13 protein-coding genes and 1 tRNA gene are annotated in these 22284 nt (G+C 43.8%); 7 read left to right on the top strand and 7 right to left on the bottom strand.

The window, feature by feature from the left end; all coding sequences use genetic code 11:
* Positions 1-92: 92 nt before the first annotated feature.
* The gene (locus AUJ82_05215; protein OIO59633.1) at positions 93-725 is read left to right on the top strand and encodes a hypothetical protein; all 633 of its coding nucleotides are present in this window, start codon (positions 93-95) and stop codon (positions 723-725) included.
* Positions 726-810: 85 nt separating this feature from the next.
* Positions 811-1995, top strand: coding sequence for a tRNA guanosine(34) transglycosylase Tgt (locus tag AUJ82_05220; protein OIO59634.1), 1185 nt, complete (start codon positions 811-813; stop codon positions 1993-1995).
* 101 nt (positions 1996-2096) lie between these two features.
* Here AUJ82_05220 and AUJ82_05225 read toward each other — a convergent pair whose 3' ends face one another.
* From AUJ82_05225 to AUJ82_05245, 5 genes are all read right to left on the bottom strand, one after another.
* Positions 2097-3752, bottom strand: coding sequence for a 30S ribosomal protein S1 (locus AUJ82_05225; GenBank protein OIO59635.1), 1656 nt, complete (start codon positions 3750-3752; stop codon positions 2097-2099).
* Positions 3753-3930: 178 nt separating this feature from the next.
* Entirely contained in the window at positions 3931-5661 is a 1731-nt protein-coding gene (locus AUJ82_05230; GenBank protein ID OIO59636.1) for a sodium:calcium symporter, read from the bottom strand.
* A 3-nt stretch (positions 5662-5664) separates the two neighbouring features.
* Entirely contained in the window at positions 5665-7374 is a 1710-nt protein-coding gene (locus AUJ82_05235; GenBank protein OIO59637.1) for a sodium:calcium symporter, read from the bottom strand.
* A gap of 3 nt (positions 7375-7377) precedes the next feature.
* Positions 7378-9093: a sodium:calcium symporter gene (locus AUJ82_05240; protein OIO59638.1), complete on the bottom strand. Its 1716-nt coding sequence runs from the start codon at positions 9091-9093 to the stop codon at positions 7378-7380.
* 165 nt (positions 9094-9258) lie between these two features.
* The gene (locus tag AUJ82_05245) at positions 9259-10284 is read right to left on the bottom strand and encodes a hypothetical protein (protein OIO59639.1); all 1026 of its coding nucleotides are present in this window, start codon (positions 10282-10284) and stop codon (positions 9259-9261) included.
* Between the two features lie 303 nt (positions 10285-10587).
* On the opposite strand from AUJ82_05245, the gene AUJ82_05250 reads away from it, so the two are divergent.
* The 3 genes from AUJ82_05250 to AUJ82_05260 all read left to right on the top strand — a co-directional run bounded on the left by AUJ82_05250 (position 10588) and on the right by AUJ82_05260 (position 15502).
* A tRNA-Gln gene (locus AUJ82_05250) sits at positions 10588-10661 on the top strand.
* A 170-nt stretch (positions 10662-10831) separates the two neighbouring features.
* Entirely contained in the window at positions 10832-11443 is a 612-nt protein-coding gene (locus AUJ82_05255; protein OIO59640.1) for a hypothetical protein, read from the top strand.
* 171 nt (positions 11444-11614) lie between these two features.
* Complete coding sequence (locus AUJ82_05260) at positions 11615-15502, top strand: hypothetical protein (protein ID OIO59641.1); 3888 nt, start codon at positions 11615-11617, stop codon at positions 15500-15502.
* 30 nt (positions 15503-15532) lie between these two features.
* Here AUJ82_05260 and AUJ82_05265 read toward each other — a convergent pair whose 3' ends face one another.
* Entirely contained in the window at positions 15533-17995 is a 2463-nt protein-coding gene (locus AUJ82_05265; GenBank protein OIO59713.1) for a glycogen phosphorylase, read from the bottom strand.
* A 443-nt stretch (positions 17996-18438) separates the two neighbouring features.
* Between AUJ82_05265 and AUJ82_05270 the strand changes: the two genes are divergently transcribed.
* On the top strand, positions 18439-19953 hold the full coding sequence (locus AUJ82_05270; GenBank protein OIO59642.1) for a hypothetical protein: 1515 nt from the start codon (positions 18439-18441) through the stop codon (positions 19951-19953).
* 159 nt (positions 19954-20112) lie between these two features.
* Positions 20113-20826 (top strand): hypothetical protein, encoded by a 714-nt coding sequence (locus AUJ82_05275; protein ID OIO59643.1) that lies wholly within the window; start codon positions 20113-20115, stop codon positions 20824-20826.
* A gap of 20 nt (positions 20827-20846) precedes the next feature.
* Here AUJ82_05275 and AUJ82_05280 read toward each other — a convergent pair whose 3' ends face one another.
* Positions 20847-22136, bottom strand: a complete 1290-nt coding sequence (locus AUJ82_05280; GenBank protein ID OIO59714.1) for a dicarboxylate/amino acid:cation symporter — start codon at positions 22134-22136, stop codon at positions 20847-20849.
* Positions 22137-22284 lie beyond the last annotated feature (148 nt).

Genomic DNA, 22284 nt, shown 5'->3' on the forward strand with positions numbered 1-22284 from the left:
GTAAATGCGGGTGGCTTTAATCTATCATGATGGACATATTTTGAGGGAGTTGACAAGCGTGCGTTGTCAAAATAGAATTTGCAGCACGAGATATGTCGAGCGGCTGGATATTACTAAAGTGTTGGGTGATTGGGATAGCGATTGCGGCACCCGTTGGGCCAATCGGGATGTTGTTTATACGCAAGACCCTAGAGCTTGGCGTTGCTGGAATGGTAGGAGTTGGCTTGGGGGCTGCGATGGCGGACATAGTCTTTTGCATAATTGTGGGAGGAGGGCTAACAACGGTCTCCCTGTTTTTGAACGATTATTCTCTTTATATAAAGCTTATAGGCGGGCTAATCTTGTTATACTTGGGTTTTAGGGAATGTATTAAGATAGAAAGAGTGTCTGCGGGGGTAGTATCGAGGCGGAAAGTGATTCTCACTTTAGTGCCCCTGACCTTTGTGTTAACGCTTTCTAACCCGGTTGCGATATTTAGTTTTATAGGTGTGTTTTCAGCGGTTGGGCTAGTGGGATCCACCTTATGGGATATGGTTTGGATGGTTTTGGGGATATTTCTAGGTTCTCTAAGTTGGTGGGGAATATTGGGCATTATTACCTTTAGTTCGAAACGCTTTATGTCACAAAACGCGCTACGAATGATTAAAATTGTGTCTGGGATCGTATTAATCAGCTTTGGGCTGTGGGCAATTGGAACCGTCATTTGGCATAAAGGAGCATTGTGATGTTGGCTTGTTGTTACAATAGTTGTTATTTGTAAGATTCTCGTGTTTGACAGTTTAGGGGAAATGCGTATAATCAGTATCCCTTATGCCAGAGTATTCTAATTTTAAGTTTGAAATACAAAACAGAGATAGCGAGAGCAAGGCGCGTTATGGTGTTTTGAAGACACCGCATGGTGATTTAGAGACACCGAACTTTATCTTTTGCGCGACCAAAGGGGCGATGAAAAGCGTGACAACGGAGCATCTAAGAGCTGCCGGCGCTGATATTATTCTTTCTAACACCTACCACATGTTTGTGCAGCCCGGGCCTGATCTGGTTGCTAAACACGGCGGGTTACATAAGTTTTTGAACTGGGATAAACCCATGTTGACGGACTCTGGCGGCTTTCAGATATTTAGCTTGGGGCACGGCGGTGTAGCCTCTGAGATTAAAGGCAACCGGCAGTTGACTTCTCAGAAAATGCTCAAAAAAATTGACGAAGACGGCGCGATCTTTCGTTCCTATGTAGACGGTACGATGCATCGATTGACGCCAGAGCTGTCTATTGATATACAACGTAAGCTTGGCGCGGATATTATTTTAGTACTAGATGAGTGTACGCCCTTTCACTCGGATCGTAGATATACGGAACGTTCGATGCAGCGAAGCCATCGTTGGGAGAAAAGAAGTTTGGAAGAATTCATTCGTGGGGACAATGGTGCGCAGTGCTTGTACGGGATTGTGCAAGGCGGCATTTATCCTGATTTGAGAAAAGAAAGCGCTTCCTTTGTGGCTAGCGAAGATTTTTTTGGACAAGCTATTGGTGGGAGCCTAGGAGGCGGCAAAGAACAGATGTTTGACGTGGTCTCCTTTACAACGCCATACCTGCACCCGGATCGCCCAATACATTTGCTGGGCATTGGTGGTATTAGAGATATTTGGAATGGGGTGGAACAGGGGATTGATACGTTTGATTGCGTGCACCCGACCCGTTTGGCAAGACATGGGGGTGCTCTCGTACACCCTGCTATGGGAGAAGGTAAAGAGCATATCAATATTAAGAATGCTCGCTTTAAGGAAGATCTAGGGCCGATCGAAGCTGGGTGTGATTGTTATTGCTGCCAGAATTTTACACGAGCTTACGTGCATTACCTGTTTCAGGCAAAAGAGCTGATCGGGGGGACGTTGCTGACGATCCATAATATACGCTTTATGTGCCGTTTAGCAAAAACGATACGAGAAGCGATTCGCAATGGGGAGTTTCAGGCCGTTAAGAAGACCTGGATGTAGGTTGGCTGAATCGACTGTATTTAAAATAAAGAATAAAAAAAGCGCCCGAAACTATCGGACGCTTTTTTGTTTTATAAAAGAGAACTTGTATCTACAAGAGCTTATTCTCCTTGGTTCTTCTCTACGATATCGAAAGCATCGCTGAGGCTTGTGAGTTCGTCTTGCTTAATTTTGTCATAAGCAACGATTTCACGAGCGAGCTGATCGGTATTGTAAGAAGCAGCCTTGATGGAGAGGCCGATACGGCGTTCATCTCTGTCGATCTTGATAACACGGGCTGTCACTTCTTGGCCAACGCTGAGAACATCTTTGATCTTTTCAATGTGTTCTTCACCGATTTGGCTGATGTGGACAAGGCCATCGATATCATTTTTCAATTCAATGAAAGCGCCATAGGCAGTGATCTTAGCGACCTTACCGGAAACGATATCACCGACCTTGAAGTTCTTTTCGATGTTTGACCAAGGATCTTCGTGGAGTTGTTTAACACCAAGAGAGATACGTTGTTGAGAAGGATCTACGTCTAGGACGATCGCTTCAATTTCGTCACCCTTCTTGAGGACTTCACTTGGATTGTTGATCTTACGAGTCCAGCTCATATCGGAGACGTGGATCATACCATCGATACCTTCTTCGAGTTCAACGAACGCACCGTAGGTAGTTAGGCTGCGGACTTTACCGCGAACACGGGCACCTGCTGGGTAGTTGTGTTTTGCCATTTCCCATGGGTTTGTTTCAAGTTGACGGATACCAAGGGAGATCTTTTGCTCATCCTTTTGGATACCGAGGACGACAGCGTCCACTTCGTCACCAATGCGAAGGACTTCGCTTGGTTTAGTGATGCGCTTTGTCCAGGAAAGTTCTGTAACGTGTACGAGACCCTCAACGCCTTGTTCGAGCTCGATGAACGCGCCATAAGGAACAAGGTTAACGACTTTACCGTGTACATGCGCACCAATTGGGAATTTCGCTTCGATGTGCTCCCATGGATTGGAAGTGGTTTGTTTAAGACCGAGGGAAACGCGCTCGCGATCGCGGTCGATTTCGATGATAATGACGTTGATTTCTTCGCCCACCTTAAGCATTTCACTTGGGTGAGAGATACGACCCCAGCTCATATCTGTGATATGGAGGAGACCATCGAGGCCATCGAGATCGATAAACGCACCGTAGTCAGTGATGTTCTTAACGGTACCACGGCAAGTTTCACCCACTTTAACTTCATCGAGAAGCTTACGACGTTTGACCTGACGTTGCTCTTCGATGAGCTCACGACGGGAAACGACGATATTTTTGCGATCAAGATTGATCTTAAGGATTTTAAAGTCGTACGTTTGGCCGACGTATTGATCCAGATTCTTGGGAGGTTGGATATCGATTTGAGAAGCAGGAAGGAAAGCGTCTACGCCGATGCTGACGATTAAGCCGCCCTTGACCTTGCTTTTAATGCGGCCGGGGATAATGGTACCCTCTTGGCATTTATTAAGGATATTCTCCCAATTCTTTTTCTGTTCTGCCTTATCGAAAGAAATAACGGGATAACCGTCTTTGTTTTCAATCTTTTCCAAGAACACTTCGACATCGGAACCGATGGATAATTCGCTTGTGTCGATGAATTCGTGCGCAGGGATGATACCCTCTGATTTGGCACCGATATCAATAACGACTTCGTTTGGGCGAATTTCTGTGATTGTTCCTTTGATTATGGATCCCTCTTTTAGGGCTCCGATTCCGCTCTGTTTGAGCAGTTTTTCCATTATAGAACTCATATGGAATTTGGTTAGTAGTTAATGTTCTTTGTTGCGACTCATTTCACCGTGAAATGAACGAAATTCGATAATGCTTTGGATTTGAGGAAATTACAAGTGAAAAAAGCTGGTGCGTGGGTAGTTTTTTTTGAATAAAAAATGGCTAAACTCAGAGGTGAAGTTGCCTTTATTTTTTGCCCCACTTCATGCCAAAGAAGCCCTTCTTATAGCGTTTGGATTTGGCAACGATGAAGATGTAAAGGGTTGCTAGGAAGAGGATATTGCCTACGCAGAGCCAGGCAACTGGATCTGGTTTTTGGCCGTTGCCACCGAAGAGATCTACGATGCGGTGGTCTATGCCTTGTCCTCCTAGGCCTAGGGCGTCTAAGAGAACCCATAGGACGAATACCGTTAAGAGGAAAATAGGGCAGATGTATTTGAAAATCGGGTAGAAAAATTTAGGTATAGGGAAAGCGGAACCGCGGTTCGCTTCTTTCATGCCTTTTTTGGCGCCCATGCCCCAAGAGAAAGTGATGATTTCAAATGTTACCATGACGAACATGAGGAACGTTATCCAGAAGTCAAAGGTGTCCAATGCCTTAAGCCCTTTGGTGTACCAGAATACGATGCACGCGCTTGAAGCCGTGATGGCAAAGAGTAGAGCGATTGTACGCTTATGCCCCCAGCCTAGAACTTCTTGAAGAAAGGCTTTACCAGGTTGAAGCATGGCTAAGGTGGCGGAGACGGATGCTAAGAAAAGGAGGAAAAAGAAGAGAAAGCCGAAGAGTTGCCCTAGGGGCATTTTGGCGAAAACCATAGGCAGGACGTTGAAACCTAGGCCAAATGTGCCGGCGTTTTGAACACTAGCCGCTCCTAGGAATGCAAACCCGGCAGGAATCGTCATGAGACCGCCCAATGCTACTTCTGAGAACTCATTGGCGCTTGTGGAACTGACGTTGCTGAGAACCACATCATCGTCTTTCTTCATATAACTGGCGTAGACAATGATTAAGCCTGCGCCGAGACAGAGCGAGAGAAATATTTGAGAAGCCGCGGCTAACCAGAGACGTGGGCGCTTGAGTTGATCCCAGATAGTAGTCTCCTCAATTTTGTAGGAATCAGGGCTGGTTGCTACCAGTGTTTGAGCATCCTTTTGGGCGATTTCGCCGATTACCTGATATTGGTTTTCCCATGTGCTCTGTTCTGTATTCCAGGATTGTAAAACAGCTTTATTGGGATTCCACATGAAGCCGAGGCCATTGTTGATATTGTTTTCAGGGGTTTGAGGATCAGGAGTACCCAGTGTAAGGACTCGTATGGTAATAATGATTGCGATGAAAATGAGCAGTGGGATAGCGCGTTTGGTAAAGAATTCTATGCCCTTGGAGACCCCGCGAAAGATAAGAAAAAAGTCTATTATAAAGGCGATGAGAATATAACCTCCTACCTTTTGCATGCCAAAGCCAAGTGCGGAGCCGTCTTCATGCACGCCTACGAAGTTTTCCCAGAAAGTTTGGGCTTCGGCAATGTTTTTAAAGTCGAACATACCAAAGAGGTAATTGACTGCGTAGCCCAAGCACCAGGCTTGTATGTAGACATAGTACGTGAAAATACCTAGGGGGATAATAATGGCGAGGATACCAAAGTATTTAGCAAATGGGCGCCCCCAAATAAGATTAAATACGCCAGGGGCTGCTGAGAAACCCTTTTTGCCGCCGAAACGCCCCATAGTCCATTCTGCCCAACCGATCGGGAGACCGATGATGAGTAATGAGACGAAGTAGGCGATCATGAAGGCACCGCCACCGTATTGGGCGACTTGCCCGGGAAAACGAAGAAAGTTGCCTAAACCAACCGCGCCACCGGCCACGGCCATAATGACTCCTATTTTAGAGTTCCATGAGTCTTTTTGTGACATGCCTTAATCGTGTATATTATTATATTTTTTTACTCTGGAGACGATGATGGAAAGCAAGAGAATGAGGCCGATGAGTATACCTATACCCATCCAAGCAACCATGTTAGGTTTTTGAGTGCTGCTGCCAAAGAGATCTACGATATGGTAGTCTATTCCCGTGCCACCTGCTCCAAATACGTCTAATATTAGCCAGAAGAGGAAAACGGTTAATAAAAACAGAGGAGTAACATATTTTATAATAAAACGGAAAATTCTAGGGACTGGGAAAGCCGCGCCACGATTTGCTTCGGCTAGAGCCTTATCTATGCCGAGGATCCAGCCGAAGAGAATGACCTCGAAGCCCGCCATGAGGAACATTAGGACGTTTGTTACCCAGAAATCTACGGTGTCCATCGCCTTTAAATCTTTAGTAAACCAGCATATTACCAGAGCGGCAGCAGCGGCGATTATTGTTAGCAGGCCTAGTGAACGCTTGCGGCCTGGCGTAATGGTTTCTCTAAGGAAAGATAACGCAGCCTGGAGCATAGCGAGGGTGCCGGAAATAGAGGCCAAGAAAAGTAAGAAGAAGAAGAGGAAACCGAATAAGTGGCCCATGGGCATTTCCTTAAAAACCATCGGCAGGACATTGAACCCGAGCGCAAAGATACCTTGCCCGGCGACCCCGGCGGCACCGAAGAAAGCATATGCGGCGGGAATGGTGATCAGCCCCCCGAGGCCTACTTCGCAAAATTCATTAGCGCTCATGGAAGTGAGGTTACTTAATACGACATCATCGTTTTCCTTCATGTAACTGGCGTAGACCAGGATTACTCCCGCACCGATGCAGAGTGAGAAAAATATTTGCCCTCCAGCAGCTAGCCAGAGTCTAGGCTTTTTGAGTTGGTCGACTACCGTTTCCTTTTTAAATTGGTAGTGCTCTGGGTTGTTTTGAACCAGACGCTCGGCGTTTGCTAACTCGGTGTCGCCAATGATCTGGTTTGTGCTGATCAGCGAGTTGTCTGATGGATCAACTGTTTGCAGAAATAGCTTGGTGGGATTCCACATGAAGCCAAGGCCGTTGTTAACATTGTATTGCGGGTTTTCTGCGACTGGAGTACCTAGCGTCAGTACTCTTATTAATAATATAATGGCTAGAAAGATGAGCGTAGGGATAGCTCTCGTGGTGAAGAATTCTATGCCCTTGGAAAGCCCCTTACAGATGATGATAATATTAACGGAAAATGTGATGACAACATATAGACCGAAAGAATCTATACCCCAGTGGGTGACGGCACCGTTATTAGCCGCGCCTACGAAGTTTGCCCAGAATGCTGAAGCGGAGTCGACATCTGTAAAATTGATTTTGCCGGCGAGAAAGTTAGCGGCGTATCCCAAGCACCAGGCTTGCACATATATATAGTAAGAGAAAATGCCGATAGCGACTACGGTGCCGATGACCCCGAAGTATTTAGCTAAACGATTCTTCCATATGGTCGAGAATATGCCAGGGCAGGCAAAAAAACCTCTACGACCTCCGTGGCGCCCAATTGTCCACTCAGCCCAGCCGATGGGTAAGCCGATGATGATGAATGAGACAAAGTAGGCGATCATAAACGCACCGCCCCCGAATTGGGCAACCTGGCCAGGAAAACGAAGGAAGTTGCCCAGGCCCACTGAACCGGCGGCAACTGCCATAATAACGCCTATGCGAGTGTTCCAGCTTTCTTTACTCATGTCTTATATGTTTTTGTAAGCTTTTGCTTTATAGGTAAATATTCCGTAAATGATGAAAAGGGTAACTATGTTGGCTATGCCCAGCCAAGCGATGATGTTGGCCTTGTGATCCTTACTGCCGATTAAGTCCACGATATAATAGCTCAAACCATTACCACCGATGCCTAGCACGTCTACTAAAACCCAGAAGATGAATATACTGAGCATGAAGATAGGGCAGATGTATTTAGCGATCGGTATAAAGAGCTTTGGAATCGCAAACGCTGCGCCACGGTTTGCTTCCTCAAACCCACGACGAACCCCAAAAGCCCAGGAGAAGAGGATGATCTGAATCGTTGCAAAGACGAAGATCAGGAAGTCGCCTACCCAGAAGTTTAAAGTATCCATGAGCTTGAGATCCTCTGTGAAGAAGAATACAAGTGACGTACCAATGAGTGTTATAGTAAAAAGCAAAGCTAGGCATTTATTTCGGCTCCAGCCCAGGGACTCTTGAAAGAAAGCGAGACCCGGTTGCAGCATGGAAAGAACACTCGATACAGCCGCAATAAATAGTAAAAAGAAAAAGAAGAAGCCAAAGACCCAGCCAAAAGGCATCTGGCTGAAAACCATCGGCAGGACATTGAAACCGAGTCCGAAGACCCCTTGGCCGACCATGCCAGCTGCTCCTAGGAAAGCGTACCCTGCAGGGATCGTGATAAGCCCTCCAAGCGCAACTTCGCAAAACTCATTAGCAGAAGTAGAGGTGAGGTTACTTAAGACAACATCATCATTTTCCTTCATATAGCTTGAGAAAACAGTGATGACACCTGTGCCCACGCATAAAGATAAGAATAGCTGAGAAGCCGCTGCGAGCCAGAGTTGAGGGCGCTTTAGTTGAGTTAAAAACGAAACTTCTTGGAGGCGGTATTGGGTGGGGTTAGATTGGACTAGGGCTTCTCGTTTAGCAATGTCTGCAGAACCGATCACCTCTATTTTGTTTTCCCATTTATTTTGCGCTGGTGAATATTCTTGGAGAACGGTCTTATTGGGGTTCCACATGAAACCCAGACCATTGTTGATATTATTGTCCGGCTTAGCGGCATCCGGCGTACCCAACGTGAGAACGCGGATCACAATGATGATACCTAAAATGATTAATATCGGCATGGCCCATTTGGCAAACAACTCGATGCCCTGCCTGAGACCCTTGTAGATGAAGAAAAAGTTGATCGCTAGGACGATGAGCAAATAACTGCCCACGTGTTTGAGATCAAAAGACAAGGCGGCACCATTTGAGCTGATGCCCACGAAATTTGCCCAAAACGACTGGGATTCTCCTATAGAAGTGAAATTGAGCCCATTGGAAAGAAAATTGACGGCATAGCCCAAACACCACGCTTGGACATACGTATAAAACATATAAACAACCGTAGGGATGACGACCCCTATAATGCCCAAATACTTAGCCATCGGGTGCTTCCAAATGGCATGAGTGATGCCCGGGGAAGACCTAAACCCCTTTTTGCCGGCATAACGCCCCATAATCCACTCACCCCAGCCGATCGGGAGGCCAATGATCAGGAAGGAGATAAAATAAGCTAGCATGAACGCCCCTCCACCATATTGAGCCGCTTGGCCGGGGAAGCGCAAGAAGTTGCCCAAACCGACAGCACTACCCGCTACGGCTAGAATGATACCTAGTTGGGAACCCCATCTTTCTTTATGGCTCGAATGTGGCATATTTGAGAATAATTCTTTGCCAGAATGCCCGAGCGGGTGAGATTATTCAAGACTTAAGATGGGATGGGTTTTAGCGGGTAAAATGGATTATATAAGGTGCAATAAAAAGCGCCTTTCCGGTTTGAAAGACGCTTTTTATTGTGTTTTTTAAATCAATTGTCTGTATTAAAGATCCTCATCAGTAGATCCCTTGAATCCGAAAAGGTTATATATGTTTTGTAACATACTGGGGCTTTCCGTCTTTGGACTATTGCTTTGAGATGAAGGAATTTCAATTACATCGTATTCTTCGAGCATTTTGTGGTCTTTTACTTCTTGGTTATGCTGCTGGCTTTTAATATTGCTGTTCGCTAATTGAGCCTGTATTGATGTTTCTTCCTGTAGCGTATTAACTTCCTTTAGGAGTGTTTCCAGTTCGTTTTTTAGGCCTTTGTCTGTGATTTCCGTAAGGTGTTCTGATATTATTCCGTGTAGGATTTTTGTCTGTTCGTTTGTTGTTATTAGGTGATCCGGATCTAATTTGCTGAAAGGGTTTTTGGAAGCTAAATCAGTTTTGTACTGATTTACTGTTTCCGTATGTTTTTCTACCCGGCCTTTGAGTAGTTTAACGGTCTCGGTGTCGAAAGAATGTTGTTTAATCTCGCTTGCATATTTTTGAGTCGCTTTCGTTCTCAGATTGTCTAGTTTGTTAGTTAGCGGAATGAATACTTTAACATTCACAGACAGCAGCTCATCACTTAATGAATCATCGACTTTGGTCGATGAATATAATATGCTTATACTGGACTTTAATGTACTTATTTCCCTATAAGCCTCCATATCAAAAGAATTACTCAGCCTGCTTTCTAAATCGGATACTTTCTGTTCGTAGTTTTCTAACTGTTCTTTATAGCTATCGAGCGGCTTTCTTAGTTCAATCTCTTTATATATCGAGCTTGATTGAAAATCATCAATCACTTGGAAAACATAATTCTTAACATTTTCCTGCTTTTGTTCTGGTGTTTGTTTTATATCCTGTACAGTGGTATTTGTTGTTACTGGATCGGTGGGCTTGTTTTTAACCTCCGTAACCGTATTGAACGTAGTTGAGCCTATTTTAGCTTCTCCCTTACCTTTCTCGGCGGTTTTCGTTTCTTTCGGTGTGGTTTTAGGGAAGACGTTTTGTTGCAAGTTTTTGAATAGTTTGTTCATTTCTTTGATGGTTTTTTGTTAAATTCCTTTTTTGAAACGGATTGCCTGTATGTACTTTTCTTTTTTATTTTAATTATAACTTAAATTTAGTCCATATTTTGCTTTTTTCAAATTACTGATGCTTTTTTGATATTATAATCTAGGATATATTAAATTAATTATTTCCATAAGTTTTAATTGGTAACGGCCAATTTTGTACGTATTATTAGACGGTGATCCTTTCGCTAGGGAAAGACCATTTTTTTTTGGGGAAAGGCTTGACTTGAAAAAAAATGCTGCTTTAATGATCAACGTTGAATGCACTGCCCGATGGTGTAATGGTAGCACAGCTGTTTTTGGTACAGCTTGTCGAGGTTCGAATCCTTGTCGGGCAACCATTTTATGAATTTTTGTTATGGACCCCTTCCTCATGTTATCCGCCCTTGCGCCCTGCTTTTTGATGGGGATATGTTGGAATCGTAAGTGTAGGCCTTTAGCATTAGACGAGATACTTGAGGGGTATTATGCGAGGCAAGGGGGGATTGACCACCTGAGTACGATTACGAGTATGCGGGTTGTTGGGGTAAATCATACTCCGGATAATGAGCCTGCGGAGTTTCATTTATATAAGAAGGCGCCAAACCGCTCTTATTTGGTGATTAACCCGAAATCGCCCACGGAACAGGTAGTGATGGCATTTAATGGGGAGTATCCTTGGATGAAGGAAGGGTTTGAGGCTCCAGAGCTTATGCCGGAGGTATCTGCACAGATATTTGTACGGGATGCTCCTATTTTGAGCCATTTGGCACATTCCTACAAGCGTGGGATACGCCTAGCACTTGTTGGGGAAACGATGATACGTAAGGAGTACTGTTACCAAATTAATGCTACATTGCCGGATGGGGCTGTTATTGAGTATTATATTGGGCGTGATGATTTTTTGGAGAAGAAAATTGCGCATGAAATGACGGTGGACGGGCAATTAGAACGGCACGAGGCGTATTTATCTCAGTACGGCGTTGTTGGAAAACTGCTTCAACCTTTTTTGATTGAGACATTTGTGAATAATGGATCACATTCAGCGATAGAGGTGCGTGAGATGCAGATCAACGTGCCCATTGCGGATGATTTATTTGAGCCTGAGGTGTCTCTTGCTGGACCAGTTAAGAGCGGTAGATAAGCGTGTCGATTGTTTACGATTTCTGATTATTTTGGATAATGTGCCTTATTTAAGGATACTGCTTGCTGATTAGATAGAGTTATCTTTATTTTAGATTTTATCTGTATATTTTTAGTTTTTTATTTACTCATCTGGTAATTGTGTATACGATCTGCAGATAAATTGTTCTTTATGGGAAATATAAATAATAACTATCATTTAAGTAAAAGTAATTATAGAAAAGAGGAATCAACCGAAAACGGTTTTTTTGGATCATTTTATAAATGGACCTGCGAGACGTGTAGTTGGATTGTTAGCGGGAAGGAGATTAGCAAATCAGAAGATTCGGTGTACACTAGATTTTTTAAGCAAATTGCCGTGATTAGGGACACGGAGTTTGTGCAAGGCGTTATTGAAAATGAGAAAGCTGGGATTGACGAAATACTGAAAGCGTTGGATTTATTGGCGAATGGCGAAACAAAAGTTAAAGAAGAGAAAGAATGTGATTCGTTTAAAAGATTGTTAGAAAAACGGTTAGATGAAGAAGATCGAGTAAAGGCGAGTTGCGATAATTTATTTAAAGATGCCTGTGAGCGAGGGTTAGAAGATGGCAATAATGGGTGGTATCGCAAGAATATTGATAAATGCCCCGGGTTGAGTGAACGCTTTTTTGACAAATACTTTGAGGAATTGGTTAGTTTGAGTAGCGAAGAACGGGCAATTCGCTTTAAAGAGATGGGACTAAGCTCAGATAATATTAAGAAAGCAGAGAGTATTTTTCAATATGAGGGCATAGATGCTTGGAGGTTTTTTAAGTACATAGGGCTTGAAGAGAGTGAGGCACAGCATTGGGAAATGAACTGGTTGCAGAAGCTAGGGAAGTTTGCTTGGGACAATAAAGGGAAAATTATTTTAGGCTATGTTTTTACACAGATACAGCCCGTTGAGACTGTGCTGACGAAAGGATGGCATAGTGACGGCAACCAGTTTAAACGCAATACAGGTAACGGAATCGATGAGCGAGGCCTGGTGAAGCTTGAGCAGCGAGAGATACAGAAAGATGTATGTGTATCTTTAAATTCTTTTGAGCAGAAGTTTAGGTGGGAGAAACCAGTTGAGGGTAATCATTTATCCATTGCGAGCAAAGAGGAGATGGAATGGTTCTTGGAAGTAAATGATTTGCCGAAAGATTTTTTAGAAGCTGGTTGGTATCCTAAAGATAACGCCAAACGAACCCAGTTGATACAGGCCGCATTTGAAGCAGCGCAACATGAGGGGAACTGGGATTATTTAAATTATTTTGTTAAACAGCCGCTTTATACACACGAAGTTAAGAGTTATATATTCTACCAAACACGGTTAGGGATTCCACGTGAGTTGGAATCTTTTCTAGCTCAGAATGTTGTTGAAACATGGTGTGAAAAGATGGGCTGGAGTAAGGAGTATTTGATTTTTGGCTATGCATCTATAGAGAGAGCTATACGAGATAAAGACCTGCCGCGATTGAAAGTGTTATTGGAAAAAGAGGACGTGAGCATCGCGCATAAAGAAAAAGCAAAAAATATTTTAAGAGATACATTTTATTCGAAAGATGCCCGTATGTTGAAAATGGTGTTGGCAACAGGTTGGGTGCGAGAAGGTTGTAAAATATCAGAGTTGATGAAAGATCTATACGAGTATAAGCCCGAATTTAAAGAGGTTTATGTTGTGATATTGGAATTAATGAAGAAAGAAGACAGTCTGTCGCAAGAAGAATTAAAACGATTTCATAATCTATTCTTGCATGGAAAGGATGTTGATTTAATTGAAATGCTTATTGATGCTGGGCTAGATGTGACTATTACTGGCAGTGATGGTAATAATGCGATTTTCGAAGAATCACTTCTTTGGAGAATAAACGATTTTGAAGTGTTTACCGAAAAAGAGCAAAAGCGGTATATAAGCTTGCTTTTGAAGTCAGGGGCAAGTGTTGTCAACAAGATTGGGAACGAAAGTAGAATATTGAGTAACATAGTTACGCTCTACGAGAAAGCGCCTTGGTTGTTAGAATTGGTATTAAAATATGAGGATAAGAAGCTATTGGACAATGCCTTTGGAATGATACATTATCAGTCTATTAGTAGTTTTTCTAATGATGCCTGTTTAAGCCTTTTTATCTTCTGTGAGAAAAATGGATTCAAGCCGTGGGAGTGGAATAGTTATGATGTAAACGCATTGATGGATGAGCTTGCGAGAAGTAATATGCGTGTTGATGTTGTACGCTATCTGATAGATAAGGGATCAAAATTTCCAATAGATCTGTTTAGGCTGGTTTCAAAAGCAGGATTAATTTCACCTGAATTCACTAAGTTAAAAAGCAATTATGATGCCGTAATCAAGTATCCAAAAAAGTTAATAATTACTGTGGGGGATGTGGGGAGCAAAACAAATGAGGAGCTGAAGGCAATTGTTTTTCATGCGATTTTGGATAACAAGAAAGATGTCTTTATGGCAGCGCTTGCAAAATTAGGAGACATAAATTTTCAGGATAAAAAAAAGTTAACCCCGTTGCATACTGCGATATTAATGGGGCGGGTAGAATACGTGGAACTATTGCTGGATAAGGGCGCAAGGACAGATATCAAAGATGTCGATGGTAGGATGCCGTTGGTGTATGGCACTTCGTTGAGCCAAGGTATGGATCTAAAACTGTTCAAACGATTGGCAGGTGGAATAGATCTCCTAACCTACAAAGATAGTCTAGGAAATACGTTTTTGCACTACTGCTCGTCTAGCAGCAATCCGGATAATACTGAGATACTTGAGTACCTTGTCAAAGAAATTGGTCTTGATATTGACCAATCGAATTCGATGTATGTGACGCCATTTGCTAATATTGTTGCCAATATTGGTGTAGAGAGATTTCTGAAATTGGGGATAGCCTCAAGTAATAAAATAGGTGAATTTGTTTTGCAAATGGCAGGTGGGAAATTTAGCTCGGAGTTTCGTAATAAAGATAATCGAGGAAAGACTTATATAGGATTGGTCACAGAAGGCGGGTATTGGTCTGAACATATATTTGGAGTGGCTGGAGCACTGCAGTTTAAGTTTCCTGATGTAGCGTTTAGGATTATCAATAAGGCAATGTTGAGTGAGAAGTTTGCCAGTCAATTTAATGGTCTTGTCTTTCAAGGAGGACAAGATTCGTTTGAGGTTGCGAGCCGAGTAGGGACAAAAGAATTTGGCCTAAACGATCTGGATGAACTCAAGGTGAGTGATTTTGAGAAATCTTACCAAGCCTATTACAAGATGGCTACAAAACACAGAATACCCACTTTTGGGATGTGTGCGGGAAATCAACAGAATGTGTTGATCCATGGAGGGAAACTGACGAAAGTAAGTGGTTATACCGATGAAGGGCATTACGGGAATTTTATCCCAGGAACAGTAAACCATTTCTTTACCCTGGATCCATACGAGCAGGAGATGGCATTAGAACAATGTGAGTTGAAAAATATTGTGATGCCGATTTCAACAGCCCACCATTATACTGCAGTTGTTGGCAAAGAGGGCGAAGGCATAGAGAGTGGCGTGCTTTCCGAAGAAGGGGTTAGCCAAGGTGTTTCCAACGGATTGGAGAATATCAGCCTGCAGCACCATCAAGAGAATTATTATCTTTTGCAGAAAAAAGAAGTAGTTTTGCGCGAACGCAATACCTTTGATAATTTTGTAAAAGTATGTCAGCAGCATAATCGGTACTTGAATTATGCGAACATGAATGGGCTAGAGCCATCCTATGTTTTTAAAGAATTGGACAACTCGCATAAAAAAATCATAACTCGTTTAAAAGAATGTGCGAAGGATGCGAAGTCTTTGAAGCACGATCAATTGATGCCCAAAATCTTTAAAGGCATGGTGAAACCACCATTATATTTAGGAACCGAAGTAACCGCTTGCCAAGTGGGCAACAAAAGCCCTTTCAAGACCTTTGATTGGGAGCGGTATGATGAAGAGAGTTTCCGGAAGCTGGATGCCCGGTTTATTCAGTTCGAGAAGATGCCGTTTGTGAAAGGGCTAAATGGTACGTGCGCGCTTATATGAGACTAGATTGAAGCTGTTGAGGTAAACGGATTAAACCGGTTGGGGTTTGAGGTTCCAGATGTCTTCGGCGTATTCGAAGATGGTGCGGTCACTTGAGAATTTGCCAACGCGGGCAGTGTTCAAGATTGCCATTTTTGCCCAACGCTTTTTGTCTTTATAAGCTGCATCTACCTTTTGGTGGATTTTGCAGTAGGAATCGTAGTCTGCGAGGACACAGAAAGGGTCACCTCCTTCAAGAAGCGTTCTATGGAGCGGCCCGAAACAGCTGTGTTCACCCGGGGTAAAGAAGTCCGAGCAAGACCAGTCCATGACGGCCTGGAGTTCGTGGTTGGCGTGGTAGTAGTCCCAGGGGTTGTAACCGTTTTGTTTGAGCGTATTAATATCTTCAACATCGTTACCAAAGATGAAAATATTATCTGGGCCAACTTCTTCCAGGATTTCTATATTAGCACCATCGAGTGTGCCTACTGTGACTGCGCCATTGAGGGCGAGCTTCATGTTGCCGGTTCCAGAGGCTTCACGACCGGCGGTTGAAATCTGTTCAGATACATCCGCGGCGGGGATGATTTTTGCAGCCAGGGAGACGCTATAGTTTGGAATGAAAGCTACTTTGAGTTTTCCTTTAGTGCGAGGATCGTTGTTGATACGTTCTCCGGCGGCATTAATGGCATGGATAATCTCTTTAGCTATTTCGTATCCCGGAGCTGCCTTTGCGGCGAAGATGAAGACGCGCGGGTGCATATCGAAATTAGGCTCGTGAAGTAATTTACGATAAAGCGTTAGGATATGAAGGAGATTGAGGTGTTGGCGCTTGTATTCGTGTAGCCGTTTGATTTGGACATCAAATATGGCAATAGGGTCTACTTCAATACCGCATTCCTCTTTGATGATATGAGCCAGGTACTCTTTGTTGGTATGCTTAACGGTCATGAAGTCCTTTTGGAATTCTTCATTATCCGCGTATTGTTCGAGCTTGCGGAGCTCATCGAGGTTGGTGATCCAGTTATCCCCAATCTTCTTGGTGATGAGTTTCGAGAGGAGCGGGTTACAGGCTTTTAGCCAACGCCTAGGGGTAATGCCGTTGGTTTTGTTATTAAATTTTTCGGGGAAGAGAGCGTAGAAGTCTGCAAACAAATCCTTTTTGAGAAGCTCTGTGTGTAAGAAAGCAACCCCGTTTACGGAATGGCTTCCTACGATGCTGAGATAGCTCATGCGAACCATTTTTTCACCATGATGGTCTTCTATAATTGAAAGAACCTTCTTTTTTTCATCATTGCCTGGCCATTTTGCTTCTACAATGTGCTCGAGGAAACGACGATTTATTTCGTAAATGATTTGCAAGTGACGCGGGAGGATCTTTTCGAAAACGGAGACGCTCCATTTTTCAAGTGCTTCCGGCATGAGCGTGTGGTTCGTGTAAGCAAACACCTTTTGACACATATCCCAAGCGAAATCCCAGTCAAGACGTTCGTCATCTACTAACAAGCGCATGAATTCAGCTATGCTGATGGCGGGATGGGTGTCGTTTAACTGAACGGTTACCTTTTCAGGGAAACTATCCCAGGAAGTATTGTCTCTAAAATGGTTACGAATGATGTCTCTGAGGGAGCAAGCAACGAAGAAGTATTCCTGTTGGAGACGAAGCTCCCTGCCGCTTTCAGTTTTGTCACTTGGATAGAGAACCTTGGAAATGGTTTCGCCAATGGCCTTTTCACGAACGGCCTCAACGTAACCCCCTTCATTAAAGACCTGTAAGTCAAATTCCTCGGATGCGCGAGACTCCCAGAGGCGCAGGTAATTAACCGTTCTAGCACCATAGCCAACGATGGGGAGGTCCCAAGGGACACCGATAAGTTTTTTGGTATCAACCCACATAGGACGGTAATCACCGCGGTCATCGAAGTCATCTATAACACGTCCAAAGAGAGGGATTTCCTGTTTGTATTCCGGGCGGACAACGAGCCAAGGATTACCCATTTGGAGCCAGTGGTCCGGTTTTTCGACCTGTTGGTGGTCAATAAATTCCTGCTTAAATAGGCCAAACTCGTAGTAGATGCCATAGCCGACTGCCGCGTATTCCAAAGTAGCCAGAGAGTCTAGAAAGCATGCTGCGAGACGACCTAAGCCGCCGTTACCCAGACCCATGTCCGGCTCTTCTTCTTCGATTTGCGATAGATCCAGGTCAATTTCCTTGAGTGCGAGTACGGCATCATCATGCATGCCCAGGTTCCAGAGATTATTATCGAGAAGACGTCCCATGAGGTATTCAAGGGAGAAATAGTATGCCCTACGGACATTATTTTTATGATGACTTTCCTGAGTAGCCAATAAACGCTCAAGAATGCGGTCTCTAATGGAGTAGGAGAGACAGAGCCACCAGTCTCTTGGTCTAGCGCCAATGGGTGTTCTCGCTAACGTGAATTTGAGGTGATTCAAGATAGAAGTTCTAAGACCCTCGATGCTACGCTCTGTATTGAAAGCGTAAGCTTTTATAGGAGGTTGGGTTTGGGTAAACCGTTTTTCAGCAAGCCCCTTTGTGATTCTTTCGCGACGTTCTTTTAGCTTGTCCTCTTGTTGCGTGGCCATAATGGGAAATAATTTGGGGTGATACGTTTGGGAACGCTTATATGTTATTATTACCTATAAAAGGGCGGAGAATCGAGTTTTTTTTGGAAATAAGATACTTCGGTGTGGAATTATTATTATATAATCTATGTCTAACACTTTTTGCACAATTTAAGGTCAGAATCCTAAAGTCAAAGCGCTTATCTTTATAGGCTTACGGATATTAATCGACCGCTGAATCTTTGTTTAAGCTAGTTGTATTAAAAATAATAATATTTTTTTTATTGACGTAACAATCCCGGTATGTAGAATGGTCAGCATTGTCTTTAAAAAAATAGAAGATATATAACCTCCAAATTACCTAACCTAACATGCTATTATCATCAATTGATTTTGCAATTATAATTGTCTATTTGCTTATTGTGCTATGCGCCGGATTTTGGTTTGCGCTGCGAAAGAGTACGGCGAACCAGTTTATGGACGGTGGAAGAAGCATGTCCGGCTGGATGGTTGGATTATCTGTCTTTGGTACGCAGTTTAGCAGTATTATATTTTTAGCACAGCCTGCCAGTGCGTTTGCTACAAATTGGTCAGCGCTTGTGATGGAATTAATCGCACCCTTTGCGGTTTTATTAGTTGTACGCTACTTTATTCCCTTTTACCGGAAAGAAGGGAATATTTCTGCGTATGAGCATTTGGGCAGAAAATTTGGCGGATGGGCCACTGTTTTCGCGGTTACCTGTTATACTTTGTTACAATTGGCTAGAATTGCTGTGATCATGTATTTGGTAGCATTGGCATTGACTCCCTTGACTGGTTGGGACGAACGCTGGGTGGTTATAGTGACTGGGCTTGTTGTGACTGCCTATACCTATATGGGAGGCATAGAGAGCGTTATTTGGACAGACAGCATACAAAGCATTATGCTGATATTGGGCGGGGTTATGTGCGCGATTTTTATTATGTTCAGCATGCCGGAAGGGCCGATGCAAGTATTCGATATTGCGGTAACGCAACAGAAGTTTGGATTGGGAGCCATGAATATTGATTTTGTGGAGACAACCTTTTGGGTGTTGGTGATATCGGGGTTCTTTATGAAACTTGATTTCTTTGGAATAGACCAGTCTTGTGTGCAGCGGTATATTGTGGCGAAGTCTGAAAAAGAAGCCAAGAGAAGTGTGTGGCTAGCTGTATGGCTTGGGTTATTTATATCCGCACTTTTTTGCTTTATCGGGACCGCCTTATTTGCCTTTTACCACGCACAACCGGAGCTTGCGGGCACAGCGGTGCCTGCGGCATTGAAGTCTGATTCCATCTTGCCTTATTTTGTGGCAACCCAGATGCCTGCTGGAACGATAGGCTTTTTAATAGCAGCGATTATAGCGGCGGCGATGAGCAGCATCGACAGTGGTTTAAATTCATCCGCAACCCTCTTTTATACAAACATCTATAAGACCTATGTCAGTCAAGGACAAGAAGTGTCTGACAAAGAAGCGAAGCTTGTGCTCCATGGAGCCTCTTTGATATTGGGTTTGATAGGAATCGGCGTAGCACTGGCTATGATGAACATTGAAGGGATATTGTTTACCTGGCTTAAGATACTAGGTGTGTTGAGCGGAGGTACCCTAGGGCTATTTATATTAAGCCGAGTGACCGAGACGCGCAAGATGGCCGCGATGTCCGGTGTGGCTCTGGCGGTGGTATTGCTTGCATGGATTACCTTTTCGAAGAATTGGACAGGCTCATGGGAAGTATACAAATGCCCCTTGAATACATTGATGTCTACCGTTGTTAGCTCGATGACGATATTATTTGTGGGCCTTGCGGGGTCATTATTAAAGAGAAAACGCAGGAGGGACAGTGATCTAGCTGAAGCAAGCGCGTGAGAAGGAGCGTAATCCGTTTTTCTAACGTCAAGTGACGTAGTTGGGGTAGGGATAATTTATTGTAATTTTGGAATATAAAGGCTAGTAGTAGTTCTAGGGGTAGAAAAAAATCTCCTACTAGCCCCCAAGTTGCAATAAATTATCCCGCATTTTTTTAACATGAATTTAGTAATTTTTGATATAGATGGTACGCTGACAGATTCGGATGAATTGGATGAAGTTTGTTTTATAAAAGCCGTCAAAGACTTTTGGGATATTGATACCTTTAACACGGATTGGGAAAGTTATGGGAATTATACGGATTCCTTCGTGTTGAGAGAGATTGCAAAAGAACATTTGGGGAGGGAGCCGCATAGAGAAGAATTAAATGCGTTTGAGGACTATTTTGCATCCTTGTTGGATGCAGCCGTTAGCGAGGTCCCAGGCCTGTTGCGTCCTATTGATGGCGCGGCAGCCCTATTGATGGAGTTGATTGCTGACACTGATGATATTGCTGTGGGGATCGCCACGGGTGCGCTAAGGAAATCAGCGGAGAGAAAATTAAGCGCCTTTGATTTTGATATACTCGGGGCAAACAAAGTTGCTTTTTCTTGCTCCAGTGATGCCTATACACGAGAAGATATTATTCTTCATACGGAAGAAAAGATGAAGTATCGGTACGGATCAGAGCCTTTTGATGCAAAGATCTATGTGGGTGATGGCGTGTGGGACGCGAAAGCTTCGAAGGCACTCGGGTATACCTTTATTGGCCGAGGTGTGGGGGAACGCGCCGAAGCGTTAAAAGCAGAAGGAGCTGTGCGGGTTTTTGAAAATTATTTGCCGAGAGCTGATTTTGTGCAGTACATCCGAACGTTAGGCAATGTACTCGTTTAAACGGGAACGATATATAGACCTTAGTTATTGTAAATATCTTCGCCCTCTGAGCGAGCGATAACGGCGGCTCCTACGGAGTCTCCAAAGACATTAACCGCGGTACGTAGCATATCCAGTACGCGATCTACGACTAAGACCAGGCCGATGGCTTCGAGAGGCAAGCCAACCGCGCTTAAGATGAGAGCGATAGCCACGAGACTTGCCGAAGGGATACCGGCTACACCGATAGATGTCAGAAGCGCCATAATGGCAACGGTTATCTGCATACCAAGATCGATAACAAAACCCGATGTGACGCTATAAAATTGGGCAATGAAGAGCACCACGATAGCCTCATATAAGGCCGTGCCATCCATGTTGACCGTTGCTCCAATGGGAAGTGTGAAACTAGAAACACGACTGGAAATGTTGCCCTTTTCCTCCACGCATTGCATGGTGAGCGGCAGTGTGGCGGTGGAAGACGCAGTTGAGAAAGCCGTTAACAGAGCAGGAATCATTGCCTTATAATGTTTGCCTGGTTTGATTCTGGCCATGTATCTAAGAATAAGCCACATAGCTACAAAGAAGTGCGTGGCAAGACCCAGTAGCACGCACGCTACAAACCAGAAGAGCGGTTTGGCTAATTCCAAACCTGTGCGTGTGAAAATTGGAGTGATGAGCGCAAGTACTCCCAGTGGGGTGAAACGGATGATGAAGTGAGTGAACATGATCATCATTTGGTGAATACCATTCCAGAAATCTACTTGTACGGTTCTTAAATTACTCGGGAGTTTATTGAGGAAGAAGCCGATAAAAAGACTGACGACGATGATGCCTAGAAGTTGATTATTGCGCGTGGTTACTTCGAAGATGTTCGTAGGAACCATGCGTAAAAAAAGATTGCTCAGAACGGAAGTCGTCTTGCCCTCGACCTTTTCCAAGAAGCCGGATACATCCTGCTTTTGACCAACAATAGCGGACGCTGTTTCCGCATCCACGGTACCCGGTTGAATAACGTTAACAAAGACTAAACCGATGACGATAGCCAAGGCACTGGTAAGGGCATAGAATGCAATTGTTTTTGCTGCCAGACGCCCCATTCCATGTGTATTGCCGATGCTTAAAATGCCATATACGATCGAAGAAATAATCACTGGGACGATGATCATTTTTAAAGCATTCATGAAGAGCTGGCCGAAGAAATGAAAAATATCTAAGAGCTTGATCGTGAAAGCCGCATTTTGCGAACCCGTCATCTTTATGACGGTAGCGATGAGGATAGAAAGAACGATGGCGATAAGGATTTGCCAGTGAAAAGCTATTCTGCGGATCTTCATTTCTTTATGATGCTTAATTGCTTGCGATTTTATACCTACATGGATCGGAAAGCTATCTCTAAAATTTAATGAGACGATTTTGTGTTGATCCTTTTGAGCCATGTGGGATGGCTGTATTGTTAGAAGTTGGCAGAAAAGTAAT

The organism is Verrucomicrobia bacterium CG1_02_43_26 (assembly GCA_001872735.1).
Taxonomy (GTDB): Bacteria; Verrucomicrobiota; Verrucomicrobiia; order Opitutales; family CG1-02-43-26; genus CG1-02-43-26.

What these genes read in the sequence shown, in the direction of transcription:
- AUJ82_05220 (OIO59634.1), top strand. Translation starts at nt 811, where the DNA reads ATGCCAGAGTATTCTAATTTTAAGTTTGAAATACAAAACAGAGATAGC.
- AUJ82_05215 (OIO59633.1), top strand. Translation starts at nt 93, where the DNA reads ATGTCGAGCGGCTGGATATTACTAAAGTGTTGGGTGATTGGGATAGCG.
- AUJ82_05260 (OIO59641.1), top strand. Translation starts at nt 11,615, where the DNA reads ATGGGAAATATAAATAATAACTATCATTTAAGTAAAAGTAATTATAGA.
- AUJ82_05225 (OIO59635.1), bottom strand. Translation starts at nt 3,752, where the DNA reads ATGGAAAAACTGCTCAAACAGAGCGGAATCGGAGCCCTAAAAGAGGGA.
- AUJ82_05235 (OIO59637.1), bottom strand. Translation starts at nt 7,374, where the DNA reads ATGAGTAAAGAAAGCTGGAACACTCGCATAGGCGTTATTATGGCAGTT.
- AUJ82_05275 (OIO59643.1), top strand. Translation starts at nt 20,113, where the DNA reads ATGAATTTAGTAATTTTTGATATAGATGGTACGCTGACAGATTCGGAT.
- AUJ82_05255 (OIO59640.1), top strand. Translation starts at nt 10,832, where the DNA reads ATGCGGGTTGTTGGGGTAAATCATACTCCGGATAATGAGCCTGCGGAG.
- AUJ82_05270 (OIO59642.1), top strand. Translation starts at nt 18,439, where the DNA reads ATGCTATTATCATCAATTGATTTTGCAATTATAATTGTCTATTTGCTT.
- AUJ82_05240 (OIO59638.1), bottom strand. Translation starts at nt 9,093, where the DNA reads ATGCCACATTCGAGCCATAAAGAAAGATGGGGTTCCCAACTAGGTATC.
- AUJ82_05245 (OIO59639.1), bottom strand. Translation starts at nt 10,284, where the DNA reads ATGAACAAACTATTCAAAAACTTGCAACAAAACGTCTTCCCTAAAACC.
- AUJ82_05230 (OIO59636.1), bottom strand. Translation starts at nt 5,661, where the DNA reads ATGTCACAAAAAGACTCATGGAACTCTAAAATAGGAGTCATTATGGCC.